The organism is Shewanella aegiceratis, from assembly GCF_019457495.1.
GTDB lineage: Bacteria > Pseudomonadota > Gammaproteobacteria > Enterobacterales > Shewanellaceae > Shewanella > Shewanella loihica.
The window spans coordinates 3,680,798-3,695,163 of record NZ_CP080416.1 but is presented as its reverse complement, the minus strand read 5'-3'; the positions used below and the strand labels follow the sequence as shown (position 1 = coordinate 3,695,163).

Annotated in this window: 14 protein-coding genes; 3 read left to right on the top strand and 11 right to left on the bottom strand. The window is 56.0% G+C overall.

Translation table 11 applies throughout. From position 1 onward, the window contains the following. The first annotated feature begins 12 nt into the window (after positions 1-12). Positions 13-954 (top strand): ABC transporter ATP-binding protein, encoded by a 942-nt coding sequence (locus K0H80_RS16105; RefSeq protein ID WP_220072248.1) that lies wholly within the window; start codon positions 13-15, stop codon positions 952-954. Positions 955-962: 8 nt separating this feature from the next. Then, complete coding sequence (locus K0H80_RS16100) at positions 963-1,733, top strand: ABC transporter permease (protein WP_220074012.1); 771 nt, start codon at positions 963-965, stop codon at positions 1,731-1,733. A gap of 89 nt (positions 1,734-1,822) precedes the next feature. Here the strand turns inward: K0H80_RS16100 and K0H80_RS16095 are convergent, their stop codons facing one another. The 5 genes from K0H80_RS16095 to K0H80_RS16075 all read right to left on the bottom strand — a co-directional run bounded on the left by K0H80_RS16095 (position 1,823) and on the right by K0H80_RS16075 (position 8,141). After that, positions 1,823-2,137 (bottom strand): DUF4144 family protein, encoded by a 315-nt coding sequence (locus tag K0H80_RS16095; protein ID WP_220072247.1) that lies wholly within the window; start codon positions 2,135-2,137, stop codon positions 1,823-1,825. Further along, on the bottom strand, positions 2,134-2,550 hold the full coding sequence (locus K0H80_RS16090) for a hypothetical protein (protein WP_220072246.1): 417 nt from the start codon (positions 2,548-2,550) through the stop codon (positions 2,134-2,136). The genes K0H80_RS16095 and K0H80_RS16090 overlap by 4 nt, the downstream gene beginning before the upstream one ends. A 146-nt stretch (positions 2,551-2,696) precedes the next feature. Then, positions 2,697-3,257 carry a DUF4124 domain-containing protein gene (locus K0H80_RS16085; RefSeq protein ID WP_220072245.1) on the bottom strand — a complete coding sequence of 187 codons (561 nt, stop codon included), beginning with the start codon at positions 3,255-3,257 and terminating at the stop codon, positions 2,697-2,699. Positions 3,258-3,625: 368 nt separating this feature from the next. Continuing rightward, on the bottom strand, positions 3,626-6,430 hold the full coding sequence (locus K0H80_RS16080) for an FAD-binding and (Fe-S)-binding domain-containing protein (RefSeq protein WP_220043292.1): 2,805 nt from the start codon (positions 6,428-6,430) through the stop codon (positions 3,626-3,628). Between the two features lie 67 nt (positions 6,431-6,497). Continuing rightward, entirely contained in the window at positions 6,498-8,141 is a 1,644-nt protein-coding gene (locus tag K0H80_RS16075; RefSeq protein ID WP_011866931.1) for an L-lactate permease, read from the bottom strand. Positions 8,142-8,640: 499 nt separating this feature from the next. Here K0H80_RS16075 and K0H80_RS16070 point away from each other — a divergent pair, with 499 nt between their 5' ends. After that, positions 8,641-8,874, top strand: a complete 234-nt coding sequence (locus K0H80_RS16070) for a hypothetical protein (protein WP_220072244.1) — start codon at positions 8,641-8,643, stop codon at positions 8,872-8,874. A gap of 128 nt (positions 8,875-9,002) precedes the next feature. On the opposite strand, the gene panC is transcribed toward K0H80_RS16070, so the two are convergent. The 6 genes from panC to dksA all read right to left on the bottom strand — a co-directional run bounded on the left by panC (position 9,003) and on the right by dksA (position 14,223). Further along, positions 9,003-9,851: a pantoate--beta-alanine ligase gene (gene panC / locus K0H80_RS16065; protein ID WP_220072243.1), complete on the bottom strand. Its 849-nt coding sequence runs from the start codon at positions 9,849-9,851 to the stop codon at positions 9,003-9,005. A gap of 16 nt (positions 9,852-9,867) precedes the next feature. After that, the gene (gene panB / locus K0H80_RS16060; protein WP_220072242.1) at positions 9,868-10,662 is read right to left on the bottom strand and encodes a 3-methyl-2-oxobutanoate hydroxymethyltransferase; all 795 of its coding nucleotides are present in this window, start codon (positions 10,660-10,662) and stop codon (positions 9,868-9,870) included. 95 nt (positions 10,663-10,757) lie between these two features. Further along, a complete protein-coding gene (gene folK, locus K0H80_RS16055; RefSeq protein ID WP_144202083.1) occupies positions 10,758-11,246 on the bottom strand; it encodes a 2-amino-4-hydroxy-6-hydroxymethyldihydropteridine diphosphokinase in 489 nt (162 codons plus the stop codon). Continuing rightward, positions 11,246-12,688, bottom strand: a complete 1,443-nt coding sequence (pcnB, locus tag K0H80_RS16050; protein WP_220072241.1) for a polynucleotide adenylyltransferase PcnB — start codon at positions 12,686-12,688, stop codon at positions 11,246-11,248. The genes folK and pcnB overlap by 1 nt, the downstream gene beginning before the upstream one ends. A gap of 81 nt (positions 12,689-12,769) precedes the next feature. After that, the gene (gene gluQRS / locus K0H80_RS16045) at positions 12,770-13,651 is read right to left on the bottom strand and encodes a tRNA glutamyl-Q(34) synthetase GluQRS (RefSeq protein ID WP_220074011.1); all 882 of its coding nucleotides are present in this window, start codon (positions 13,649-13,651) and stop codon (positions 12,770-12,772) included. A gap of 128 nt (positions 13,652-13,779) precedes the next feature. Next, positions 13,780-14,223, bottom strand: coding sequence for an RNA polymerase-binding protein DksA (dksA, locus tag K0H80_RS16040; protein WP_011866925.1), 444 nt, complete (start codon positions 14,221-14,223; stop codon positions 13,780-13,782). Positions 14,224-14,366 lie beyond the last annotated feature (143 nt).

Sequence of the window (14,366 nt, the reverse complement as noted above, 5' to 3'; positions counted from 1 at the left end):
CGGAAGTCACTAATGACCAAAGAGCCATATGCTTTAGTTATCGACTCGCTCAGAAAAACCTACAAGGGCGGTGTCGAAGCGGTAAAAGGGATCAGCCTTAAGGTCGAGGCGGGGGATTTCTTTGCCCTGCTGGGCCCTAACGGTGCCGGCAAGTCCACCACGATAGGTGTGATCTGCTCCCTGGTGCAGAAGAGTTCCGGCAAGGTGAAGGTGTTCGAACACGATATCGACACCCAGCTGGAGCTGGCCAAGATGTCCATCGGCCTGGTGCCCCAGGAGTTTAACTTCAACCAGTTTGAGACTGTGCAGCAGATAGTGGTCAATCAGGCCGGTTATTTCGGTGTCTCCCGCGAGGTGGCCTTCGAGCGCGCCAAGAAATACCTGAGCCAGCTGGATCTGTGGGACAAGCGCAACAGCCCGTCTCGAGCCCTCTCGGGTGGCATGAAGCGCCGCCTGATGATTGCCCGCGCCCTGATGCACGAGCCCAAGCTGCTGATCCTGGATGAGCCCACCGCCGGGGTGGATATCGAGCTCAGACGTTCCATGTGGACCTTCCTGACGGATCTTAACCGCCAGGGGGTGACCATCATCTTGACCACCCACTATCTGGAAGAGGCCGAGATGCTGTGCCGCAACATTGGCATCATAGACAAGGGCGAGCTGGTGGAGTGCACCAGCATGAAGTCCCTGCTCAGCCGCCTCAACATGGAGACCTTCGTGTTCGACCTCAAGGCCGACATCAACGAGGCGCCGACCCTCGACGGAATTAGCTGTCGCCTGACCGACCCACACACATTAGAGGTGGATGTGGAGAAGGCCCATAGCATCAACAGCGTGTTCGCCCAGCTCACCGAGCAGGGGATAGAGGTGTTGTCTATGCGTAACAAGGCTAACCGCCTGGAGGAGCTGTTTGTGGAGTTGGTGGAACAAGGCAAGGGAGGTAAAAAGGCATGAGCATGAATATGAAGCACGTCTACTTTACCGCCTTTAAGAGCATATTGATCAAGGAGGTGACCCGCTTCACCCGCATCTGGGTGCAGACCCTGGTGCCGCCGGCAATCTCCATGACCCTCTATTTTCTGATCTTCGGTAACCTGGTGGGTAAGCGCATCGGCGAGATGGGCGGTGTAAGCTATATGGAATTTATCGCCCCCGGCCTCATCATGATGTCGGTGATCACCGCCTCCTACTCCAACGTGGCGTCATCCTTCTTCAGCGCCAAGTTCCAGCGTAATCTGGAGGAGCTGATCGTCGCGCCCGTGCCTCACTATGTGATGATCGCCGGTTACGTGGGCGGTGGTGTGGCCCGTGGCCTGTGTGTCGGCACCATAGTGACCCTGGTGGCCATGTTCTTCGTGGATATCAGCCTGCACCACGCAGGCTTGGTGGCCCTGACCGTACTGCTGACCTCTATCCTGTTCGCCCTGGGGGGGCTGATCAACGCCGTGTTCGCCAAGAGCTATGATGACATCAGCATAGTGCCCACCTTCGTACTGACGCCGCTGACCTATCTGGGCGGCGTCTTCTACTCGCTTACCCTACTGCCAAGCTTCTGGCAGGGGGTGTCGCAGCTGAACCCTGTGGTCTATATGATCAACGTGTTCCGCTACGGCTTCCTGGGTTATGCCGACATCAGTATCGGCCTGTCGGTGGCGATCATGTTGGGCTTCTGCGCCGGACTCTGGTTGGTGGCCTACTACCTGATCAGCCGTGGCATAGGCTTGAGAACCTAGTTGGTTCATGACAGACAAATCCAACTAAAAAGCCCCACATTGGTGGGGCTTTTTTATGGCAGTACTCTTTAACGCATGGCGTGCATCGACTAGCTATCTTCCAAATAGCGCACCATCTCGAACAGCTGCGCCAGGCTGTCGGCGCCGATCTTGGCGCTGCAGAAGTGACCATTCTGGCAGGCATAATCGCTGACCCATAGCACCACCGCTGAAAGTGGTATCTGCTGGCCCGAGGGGCGTAGAGCGCCATCTTGGCAGTGGTAGCAGATGCCCTGGCTGTCGATAAGGATCAGGGACTCGGCCTCAAGATGGTCGCGCTCGGCGAGCCAGTCTTCCTGGCTCTCTAACAGCATCAGCTGCTTGTCGCAATCGACCTTGAGCAGGAGTGGCCAGTGGGGAGTCATATCTGAGTCTGCTCGGGTGGCATCTCGACTTCGGGATAGTCCCTATCGCAACCGAGGTGGAAGTAGGCGCCGGGTTTGTCCTCTATGCTGTGGGCCAGGCCGAAGGCGTAGCCTTTGACATAGATAAACAGATACAGCGCCGCGTCTTTGTCGTCGTCATAGGCCTTGAGGGTCTGTCGCAGCACTTGGTTAACCTGGTTTTGGTCTATGGTAAAGCCCATATCGATGGCGAGCTTGGCGCACAGCAGGGGGGCGATCACCTCGCTCTGGGTCGTCAGGTATTGGGCATGGTCGACGAAGCTGTCGACATTGAGTTCGCGAGAGTCATCGGCGGGCGAGAAGAGGCTCTGGCGCATAAAAAATCCCAGCAGAAGCAGGCCGATAACGAGCAGGCTCAACTGGGTCTTGTTCATGGCGACCTCGCGACTTACGCAAATTAAGAATGTGTTAACGTTTTAAGGCTAATCTATCACAGCCAGTGCTGCACAATTCATCTTGTACGGCTAATGCTGCGCAACTCATATTGTACGGCTAATCTTGCACGGCTAATGTTGTGCGACTAGTGTTGCACTACCTGAGGGGCGCCTTTGTCGGGCTTCTCTTCCTGTTCCCTCTGTCCTTCCTGCTCGGGCGCCTGCGTGATGCGCAGCTTGTGTTGCTGTAGCATGAGCATGGCGTCGTCGTTGAGCTTGATCAGGCCGTCGAAGTAGCGGTTCATCTCATCGAGCTTGGCGAGAAACTCAGGGTCATCCTTGGCCTGTTTCTGCCAGTAACGCTTGCGATCCAGTTTCTGTTTCTCGCTGGCCCTTAGGATCTCATAATAGCTGTTTTCCTGCTTGAGGCGGTAGATTTCGGCGTCGATCAGCTGTAACAGCTTCTCCTGGGAGAGGGTGCGCTTGTTGAGCAGCGCCTGCAGAGGGTCGACTTTCTCCTTGGGCTTGTCGCTGTCGGTTTCCGTGGTGATGCCGAGTTGGTATTGGATATGGTGCTGCTTAAACTCTTTCGGGCAGGAGGTCTGGCTGAACACCACCTTGTCGCCCTTGATGCACTTGTAGATGCTGCTGGCGTGGCTAAGGCCGGGAAGCAACAGGAGTGCGATGGCTAAGAGCAGTTTTCCCATGGAGCGATAATTCCTCTATCTGCGTCGAGTCCAGGCGGCATCGTAAGCTGAGCGGTCGCCGCGACGACTCATGTCCCTTTCTCTTGTGTAACGAATCTTTAGCTAACTTTATGTCATTTTACTTCATTCTGGCGTACATACCGGCAAGCTTAGGTCGCTAACTTATTGGGATATTAAGCTCAGTATGGTCAGCTATTACTATGGCGCAACTCTTGGAATAACACCAGTATTTTGCATGACTTAGGTTGTATGAGTAAGGTGATTTGTACTCGAATGCGGGGAGGGCAGAGATAAAAAACCGCGATGTGAGCTGATGTCACACCGCGGAGTTTGCTTGGGTGGGGTTATCTAAACCTTAAATCGGTTGCCTAGCGGCTGCATTCTTCCAGCAGATAGGCCAGGTGGCGATAGGAGATGCCGCTGTGCTGGGTCAGACCCACTTCACACATGCGGTTGGCGTAGTAGCCCTCCTTGATATCGACCGGGATCAGCTTCTTGATGTTGCGCAGGGCGCTGGCGTTGATCTCAGGCTTATACAAGCCCTTCTCGCCGGCGTAACCACAACACTCGATCCCCTCTGGCAGCTTAACGCCGTTACTACAGGCATCGGCCAGGGCCTGCATCTTAGGCTCAAGCTTCATCTTGCGGGCGCTACAGCCAAGGTGCAGTGCGACGTTGACCTTCTTGGTAAAGGTCAGCTTAGGCAAGATCTTGTCGTGCATGAACTCGACCAGATCGGTGATCTCCACCTTAGGGTTACCTGTCAGTGTGCGGTAGGTACAGGAGAGGGCATCTACCACTACTGGCACCTTGCCGTTGTCGCTCAGGGCGCTCAGGGCGTCGATCAGCTCGTCACGCTTGGCGTCGGCGTTCTTGAAGTCACCTTTAGATTCCCACATCTGGCCGCAGCACAGGTGACGGGTGTTATCCGGAGTGACCACGTTGTAACCGGCGCGCTCCAGCAGGGTGACTACCACTTCTGGCAGGGTGCGGTTGTCGGGATCTTTCGGCGTCGGGCCGAAGGTGCGACCACCACAGGCCGGGAAGTAGACCACAGTCTCCTTGTCTGGCGAGGCTGGGCTTGGCTTAGGCAGCTTGCCGCCCTTGGCGAAATCTGGGTTCCAGTAAGGCACCTCTTTGGACACCATGCGGCCCACCTTCATCAGGCCGTTGGTAACGCTGTCGCCTGTGACCTTGTGGATGATGTTGAGCACGTCGAAGCCTGTGCTGATCACCTGGTTGACGGCGCCGAAGTGTTTGGCCTGGAAGTCCAGTACCTTCTGCTCTGTGGTGGTGATGTATGGGGTTCTCAGCTTACGTACCAGCTGACCCATGCTGTTGTCTACCGGACAGGCGATGGTACAGAGCTGACAGGCGGCGCAGGTGTCGACCACGTCATATTTGGCCGCAGCGCGCATCTCTTCGGCGGCTTGCTTGTCGCCAGAGGCCTCCAGGCGGGCGATTTCACGCAGAGTCGCGATACGCTGACGCGGAGTGAAGTTAAGCGCCGAGGTCGGGCAGGTCTTCTCACAGAAGCCACACTCGATACATCTGTCCACAAAGTCGTCGACCACAGGGCATGGCTTGATGTTCTTGACGTGCACGTTGGCGTCGTCGTTGAGGATAACGCCAGGGTTAAGCAGGCCTTGGGGATCGAAGATCTGCTTGATGCGCTTCATCAGGGTGTAGGCATCGGCGCCCCATTCCATCTCGACGAATGGTGCTACCGCGCGGCCTGTGCCGTGCTCGGCCTTCATGGAGCCGTCATACTTGTTGATCACCATCTCGGCCACGTCTTGCATGAAGCCGTGGAAGCGGTCGATATCTTCCTGTGAGGCGAAGGTCGGCGTGATGATGAAGTGGAAGTTACCCGCCAGCGCGTGGCCGTAGATCACCCCTTCAGGGTAGCCATGCTTGTGGAACAGGGCGGTCAAATCGGTCGCCGCATTGGCCAGGTGTTCCAGCTCGAAGGCCACGTCTTCGATGATCACCGAGGTGCCCTTCGGACGCTCGCCGCCAATGATAGGGAAGAGGCCAGAGCGCATCGCCCAGTACTTGCTGTAGACCTCGGGGTCACGGCTGAAGCTGATAGGACGCTCGGTTTCGATGTGGGCCAGCTTGGCGATCACATCCTGGGTGTAGGCATCCAGGGTCGCCTCGTCGTTGGCACGGGATTCGATAAGCAGGATGGCGGCGCCTTCTGGCAGCTCGCTCAGCCAGTCTGGCATCCCTTTCTTGCCGGTGACCGCCTTGATCGACGCCCAGTCCAGCAGCTCGGCGGCCGCGACGCTGTCGCATTTGATTGGCGGAATGGCGCGGGCCGCATCTTCCATGTTGAAGAATACCGCCATGGCCGAGGCCTTGAACTTGGCCTCATCGACCGTGTTGTAGGTCACCTCTTCGACGAAGGCCAGGGTGCCCTCGGCGCCGACGATCAGGTGATTGATCAGCTCGAACGGATCCTCGAAGTCCACCAGGGCGTTAATGCTGTAGCCAGTGGTGTTCTTGATGGAGTATTTCTTGCGAATGCGATCGGCCAGTACCGGGTTGCTGGCGGTGAGCTTGGCGAGATCGGTCAGCTCGCTAAGCAGCTGCTGGTGAGACTCGCGAAACGCTTCTTTTGAGCGCTCACAGCCTGTGTCCAGACGGGTACCGTCGGCGAAGAGAAGCTTGGCCGAGGCGATGGTCTGGTAGCTGTTCTGGGCCGTGCCGCAGCACATGCCCGAGGCGTTGTTAGAGACGATACCGCCTACCATGGCCGAGGCTAGGGTGGCCGGATCCGGGCCAATCTTCTTGTTGAATGGCTTAAGCGCCAGGTTGGCGTCGCCACCGATAACGGCCGCGCCGAGTGAGATCTGGTTGTGATCCTCGCTGACGGCTATCTTTCTGAAGCCGTCGTGACCTAGGATCAACAAGATACCTTCGCCGATGGCCTGGCCTGAGAGGCTGGTGCCGGCGGCGCGGAAGGTCACTGGGGCATTGTGCTGGCGCGCGACTTCGAGTGTGTCACGGGCATCTTCCAGAGTCTCGGCGTGTACTACCACCTCTGGCACGATACGGAAGTAACTGGCGTCGGTGGACCAGGCGAAACGACGCACTGCATCGTCTGAGACGGCTTCATCACCGAGTTTGGCGCGTAAATCTGCGACTACTGCTGAATAATTAATCGACATAACATTACTCTTTAATTCGACCCACAGAAAGGCGGGTTCATCACGTCCGCCTATCTCGAGTTATCTGTTATAGACCGCCCCAAAGGGTAGCGATAGTACCTGCAATCAAGGCATAACCCAGAGCGACGGGCATGGTTTTACGGATAATTTCTGATTCACGGCCAGCCATACCCACCACGGTAGCGGCGGCGACCACGTTCATGACACACATCATGTTACCTGCGTTGGCACCAATGCCTTGTAGGGCCAGGACTAACGCGTGGTTCATGCCGATGTTGTCGGCCACGCTGTACTGCAGGCCTGAGAACATCATGTTAGAGAAGGTGGCTGAGCCCGACAGGAAGGCACCGAAGATACCCACAATCGGTGACATCCAGGCCCAGATGGCGCCCATAGAGCCAGCCAGCATATCGGCCAGGGCAACCGGCATAGACTGCAGGCCCGCCTCGTTGGTGCCAGAGTTAAGGAAGATCTTCACCATAGGCACAGAGGCGCCCAGGGAGATGATGGTCGGCAGCATAGACTTGCAAGAGACGGTGATCGACTCCTTGATGGCTGGCGATTTCATCTTAAACAGCACGAAGCCCAGGATACACACCAGCACGAAGAAGGCGCCAGGCGCGTACAGGGTCGCGAAACCGGCTTTCAGCTCAGTGCCCAGCAGATTAGTCCAGCTGATGTTGAAGCTGGTGAGCCAGGCCTTGAGTGGCGCCACGGTGCGAGACAGTACCAGCAGGCCCGCCATGATGATGTAAGGGGTCCAGGCGGCAACCTGAGAGAACTGCGCCTTGGTTTCTACCTTAGCCTGAGTCTGGTTGTCGTTTTCGGCGAAATCGTTCCAAGGAGTCTTAGGCAGTAGCAAGCCTTTGCGTGCCACTGGAATCACCAGCGCCATACCAACCAGAGAGCCGATAACCGATGGGAACTCTGGACCGGCGAAGTAGTTGATAAGCCATGCCGGTACGGTAAAGGCTAAGCCGGCGAACAGGGCAAATTTCCAGATCGCCAGACCCTCTTTGAAGGACTTGTTGCGGCCGAAGAAGCCGGTGAGTACAGAGACGAGAACCAGCGGGATCAGGGTACCAGTCACCAGATCGATAGTGATCATGTGCAGGGCGATAAACTGGGCATAGTCGGCGAAGCTGGTGCCGTGCTGGGCGATCTGGTCGGCAGCCATGCTCACACCACCTTGCATCAGACCCTGCTCCATACCGAACAGAACTGGCAGGCCGATGGCGCCGAAGGAGACGCTGGTAGAGTCGGCGATCAGGGCAACTACGGCGGCAGCCACAGGCGGCACACCTAGCAGTACCAGCAGCGGCGCGCCGATGGCGGCTGGAGTACCGAAACCGGCAGAGCCTTCGATAAATGAACCAAATAACCAACAGATGATGATCACCTGCACGCGGGCATCACCACTGATGTTGGTAAAGCCGGCGCGGATGGTGTCCATGGCACCCGAGTACTTCAGGGTGTTCAGCAGGAACACGGCGCCGAAGATGATGCTCAGTGGGGTCAGGGCCGAGAGTAGGCCTTCGACCACAGAGGCACCTAAGATAGTGGTATCCATCTGCCAGATAAAGACGGCGGCAAGACCTGTCATTACCATAGAGATGGGCATGGCGCGAGATGCGGGCATCTTGAGTAGCACCAAAAATAGCATAACGCTGATTACAGGCGTCAAACTGGCGAGTAGTTGAAGTAGGGTCATGATTGCCTCTTACTGTCGTTACTTGGTTATTTTAGTTGTTGTCGATGCTGACTCGTCCGATGCAGCATCCTGTGTTGTCGGAAGCTATTCCCAAATGGAATCGTTTCATCCTTGATGCGTAATAAACGCTAATTCACCAAATGCAAATATGATCTAGATCATTATGTGCTGATTATGTGAGATGGGGTTAGATGGGTGTGAACTTTGTCTGACCAGTTAAACCTAAAGTGTGATCTCTATCACTGGTGGGAGCGGGCCGTTATAACTATTTGAAAGAAATATGACGATTTTTAGCTAGAAATGGGATTTTACTAAGAGTAATTGCTCTAATTAGGTCTCAAAAGTGGAAATATCTGATCGGATAATTTCAGTTTAGAATCTAATCAGTTAGCGATGGAAAATTGCCCTTGGTGATCCAGATCACCTTGTTGAGCGCCTGTAGGAGCTCGCTATTTTTGGTAAATAGGTATTACCAATTAATTTCAGTAAGTTAGCCAGAATGGATGCCAATTCGTTTGAAATGCATGTAAATGAAATGCAGGTGATCTGGATCCAGGTCACTTTATTGGCTTTCGCTCAGATAAGTAATTTTATTTCTGAAACTCGCGGCATTTTCGACCGATTGGCCGATCAGAATTGGTGCATGACCAAGGACTTAGATGATCAAACTGACCTCATTTTGAGTTGTTTTGGGGCAGTTTTGGGAGCAGTTTTTAGAGAAAGCGCTGAGTAAAAAGTGAGCCTAAAATGAAAAATCGCTTCCCAGGCATTGGGCCAGAGAAGCGAAATTAGAGGTTAAAGACGCGCTAAGTTTAAGAGCTTTCCAGGCTTAAGGACGCCCTAAATTCGGACGTGCAGGGCTTAAGCGCGTTCGAAACTCAGGTTGTCGATCAGGCGGGTGCTGCCCATAAAGGCGGCGGCCAGGATCACCAGCTGTTTATCGCTATCCTGGGCTTCACGCAGATCGGCGGCGTTACGCACCGACAGATAATCTGGCTTAAACCCAGCCTGGTGCAACTGTTCCTGAGCGTGCTGCACTACATTAGGGATCGCTTGACCCTGGGCGATCGCCTCGGCCATCTCATCCAGGGTACGCTTGAGCTGAGCCGCCTGCTGCTTCTGCGCCTCGCTCAGGTAGCCGTTGCGTGAACTCATGGCCAGGCCAGAGCTTTCGCGTATGGTATCGACGCCGATAATTTCAATTGGCAGAGACAGATCTTCCACCATGGCCTTGATCACCATCAGCTGCTGAAAATCTTTCTTACCGAACAGGGCCACATCCGGCTGTACGATATTGAACAGCTTGCAGACTATGGTGGTGACGCCGCGAAAGTGCCCTGGACGGCTGGCGCCGCAAAGCTCTTCCGACAGGCCTGGCACCTCGACAAAGGTCTGCTTATCCATCCCCTTGGGATAGATGATGGCAGGTGTCGGGGTGAACAGCAGCTCGGCGCCGGCGGCCTCTAGGGCGGCCTGATCGGCGGCCAGGGTGCGTGGGTAGGCGTCCAGATCTTCGTTCTGCCCAAATTGCATCGGGTTAACGAAGATGGAGACCACCACGTGATCGGCACGTTTCAGCGCCTCGGTGACCAGGGTGATATGACCCTGGTGCAGATTGCCCATGGTGGGCACGAATGCCACTGTCTCGCCGGCCTGTTTCCACTGGCGCACCTGGGCGCGGATCGCGGCGATATCTTGGGTGGTGTACATGTTACAGCAACCTTTCTTAGCTAAATGTATGCTCGGCGGCGGGGAAGACGCCAGTGTCGACCTCTTCGATATAGGCGCGAATGGCGCTGCGGATCTCGCCGGTCTGGGCCAGGTAGTTCTTCGAGAAGCGCGGAATATAGCCGCTGGAGATCCCCAGCACGTCGTGCATCACCAGGATCTGGCCGTCGGTGTCTGCGCCTGCGCCGATACCGATAACCGGAATGGTCAGGGCTTCTGTGATGCTTTTGGCCAGCGCAGCCGGAATACACTCGACCACCAATAGCTGGGCACCTGCCGCCTCGATCGCCTTGGCCTCATCTATGATGCGCTGGGCGTTGTCGGCGTCACGGCCCTGTACCTTGAAGCCGCCGAAGACATGCACAGATTGCGGGGTGAGTCCCAGGTGGGCACACACGGGAACGCCGCGCTCGGTCAGCTTAGTGACGGTTTCCAGCAGCCAGTGACCGCCTTCGAGTTTCACCATGTTGGCACCGGCCTGCATCAGGGCGGTGGCATTGGTCATTGCCTGCTCTGGCGTGGCGTAGCTCATGAAAGGCATGTCGGCGATCAGCAGTGAACGCTTGATGCCACGGCGAACGCAGCGCGTATGGTAGGCGATATCTTCGACTGTGACCGGCAGGGTGTCGTCGTGTCCTTGCAATACCATGCCTAACGAGTCGCCCACCAGTAGGACGTCGATCCCTTCGCTGTCGAAGGCGCCCGCAAAGCTGGCATCATAGGCGGTGAGTGCAGTGAACTTCTTACCTTCCTGCTTGAATTTCAGCAGGGTAGAGCTGGTTATCTTAGACATAATGCTGGTCTTAACTTTGATTTAAAAAAGAGTTCTGCTTGGGCTGTAGTGAGCTTTAGCAGTAGTGTGCTTTATAAGCTAACTGGGGCTTAAGTTCAATGATCCGGGCCGAGTTGTTGAACTTGTCTCTTAAGTTCCTCGGTGATCAGTGAAGTCAGCTTGGTGCCGCAGGGGAGAATGAGATCTGGGGCCAGATCCAATAGGGGCAGCAACACGAAGCTGCGGGTCTTCATGCCGTAGTGCGGCACCTGAAGACGCGGGATATCCAGTTGCCAGTCGCCATAGAGGAGCAGGTCCAGATCTAAGGTTCTGGCGCCCCAGCGTACCTCACGCACCCGACCCTGTTCGTTCTCGATCGCCTGTAGGGCATCAAGCAGCGCAAGTGGGGCGAGGGTGGTGGTAAAGCGAGCCACGGCATTGAGGTAGTCGGGCTGCGGCACATCACCCATGGGGGCGCTTTGGTAATAGGGGGAGACGCTTAGTTGTCCGTCGCTTGCCAAGGCCTTCAGTGCCTGACAGGCCTGATCCAGTTGGGCTTTAGGGGACGCGAGATTGGCCCCCAGTGCGACATAGACGGTGTTCATTATTCGGCTTTAGGTGTCTTCTTCGGGCTGCGACGACGGCGATTGTTGCGGCTGCGGCTACCCTTGTTGGTGCTGCGGGCGATGACGCTGCGCTGCTCTTCGCTACCTTCGACGAAGCTCTTCCACCAGGCGGCCGTCTTGGCCAGGTTACCACTCTCGGCTTCGGCCCTCAGCAGTAGCAGATCATAGGCGGCGCGGAACTTAGGATGTTCGATAAACTTGAAGGCACGTGTGCCCTGGTTGCGTTCGAACCTCAGTTGCAGCTGCCAAATATCCTTGGCCGGGGTGCTGAAGCGACGGGGAATGCTGATGGTGCGGCATTGCTGTTCCATCACATCGCCCATGGCGGCGTAGAAGGCGTCATATTGGCTCAGGCCACTCTCCAGGGCGATATCATCGGCACGCTGGCTGAGGGGGTACCAGAGCATGGCGGCGTAGAAGAAGGCCGGAGTGACCGACTTATCTTGCTCAACCCGCTCGTCTGTGTTGCGCATGATCGCCTTGACCATCTTGTGGCTCGGTCCCTTAGGATCTTCCTCCAGCAGGTTATCCACCAGGGGAAAGAGAGGAGCGAACAGGCCAAAGTCACGCATCATGACGTAGTTGTTTTGGGCCTGACCGGCGAAGAAGAGCTTGAGCACCTCTTCATACATACGGGCGGCAGGGATATCTTTTAGCAGGGGCGCCAGCTCGGGGATCGGCTGCGCCGCGGCCTTGTCTATGCTCATCCCCAGCTTAGTGGCGAAGCGTACGGCGCGCAGCATGCGCACGGGATCTTCGCGGTAGCGTTTCTGCGGGTCGCCGATCAGACGCAGAGTGCGAGACTCGAGATCCTGCAGGCCGCCACCATAGCTGTGGATGGAAAAGTCGCTGATGTCGTAGTAGAGGGCGTTGACGGTAAAGTCGCGGCGCTCGGCGTCTTCATCTATGGTGCCGTAGACGTTGTCGCGCAGCAGGCGACCCTCGGCGTTGACTTTAGAGATCTTCTCGCCGCTGTCTACATGGTGTCCCCTCAGGGTGGCGACTTCGATGACGTCGCGGCCGAAGACGATATGGGCCAGACGGAATCTGCGCCCTACCAGGCGGCAGTTACGAAATAGCTTTTTGATCTCTTCCGGCGTGGCATTGGTGACCACGTCGAAATCCTTGGGCTCGAGTCCTAGGAGGATGTCGCGCACGCCGCCGCCCACCAAATAGGCCTTAAAGCCAGATTTGTGCAGACGATAGAGTACCTTAATAGCGTTTTCGCTAATGTGCTGGCGAGAGATTGCATGATGTTTACGTGCAACTATCTCTAGGCTTAGTCCCGCTGGTGTGGTTTCTGTGGTGTTTTGATTGTCTTCAAAAAGCTGCTTACAGAATTGACTAATACGGCGAAAAATAGGACACCTCGAACTTGGATCTTGAGTCAGGGTTAAAATTAGGCCGCTATCATAACTCAATTATGGGTCAAAGAGTATACCCGGACTCTGCTCGTCTGGCCGGGTTTCGTGACGGCGGCTAGGTTTATGCTTTTACGGGGCTTAAGCGCACGGCGTAAGTATGATCTCCTGCTGGCGCGGGATACGGCTCAATTCAAACTGGCTCACGGCCTGGACCAGCATGGTCTCTACGCTGTCTGGTTCGCAGGGGGCCTGCCCCAGGAAGGCGAGCGCGGCGTTGATACTGGCCTGGGGCGCATTAAGATCTATGGCCGGGGCGTGATTCTGCTTCGAGAGTTTCATCCCAGGCTCGGCGCACGCCAGCGGCAGGTGAAGCCACTTAGGCGAGCTGTCATCGAATAAATTAAACAGGGTCGCCTGGCGGGCGCTGGAGGTGAGCAGGTCGGCGCCGCGCACTACCTCAGTTATCCCCTGAAAGGCATCGTCCATCACCACGGCCAGTTGATAAGCGTAGAGGCCGTCGCGCCGCTTGATAATAAAGTCCTCGGCGGCAAACTCAGGCTCGACCTGGATAGGCCCCAGCAGCTCGTCATCGAAATGATCTATGGCAAGCGTGTTACGGATGCGAATAGCGCCTGCTGTATGTTTAGCTGTGCGGGTCGCGCAGCGGCCATCGTAGGTGCCGCCCATCGCCTGGATCTGCTTGCGGGTGCATTGGCAGTAGTAGGCCTTATCCTCTGCCAGCAGGCTGTCGAGCCGCGCCTGATAATCATCCAGGCGGCTGCTCTGGTAGAGCACAGCGCCGTCCCAATGTAGGCCGTAGGCCTCCAGGGTCTTGAGGATGAGGTCGCTGGCACCTTTTACCTCTCTGGGGGGATCGATATCTTCGATGCGCACCAGCCATTGTCCCTGCTCGGCGCGGGCACGCAGATAGCTGCCCAGCGCGGCGATGAGCGAGCCAAAGTGCAGCGGCCCGGAGGGCGAGGGCGCGAAACGGCCGACATAGGGCTTGTCGATTTGCATTGGGTTATCGGGGGAGAGGGAGGGGTCTGCTTGGGGGATCACGGCAAAACCTTTGTTCACACTTGCTATGTCGCTCATCGGGGCGACTGGATACAAAAAAGCGGGGCTAAGCCCCGCTTCTCGCCAGCTTAACCGGCCATCTGTTTCTCTTTGATCTCGGCGAGCGTCTTACAGTCGATACACAGGTCGGCCGTTGGACGGGCTTCGAGACGGCGGATACCGATTTCGATACCGCATGAATCACAGAAACCGAAATCGTCGTCTTCGATCTTCTGCAATGTCTTTTCAATCTTCTTGATCAGCTTACGCTCTCTGTCACGGGCGCGTAGTTCAAGACTGAACTCCTCTTCCTGAGCCGCACGGTCGACAGGGTCTGGGAAGTTAGCCGCTTCATCTTGCATATGATTCAGGGTGCGATCCACTTCTTCACGGAGCTGACTACGCCAAGCATCGAGAATCTTTTTGAAGTGACCCAGTTGAGCGGTATTCATATATTCCTCACCCGGTTTTTCCTGGTAAGGATCTACACCTGCGATAGCGAGCACGCCAAGTTTTTTAGTGCCTTCAGGCATAACGCATCTCCTGTTAATCATTTGCGTTGTAGGGCGTCTTTTATTAAAGGCCGATATCTATATCAGAATCTGATATACCACGCAAATTTTTTAAGCTGCCATGAGTTTATCTTTTGACTATGTCCTCTATTACGCATTAATTC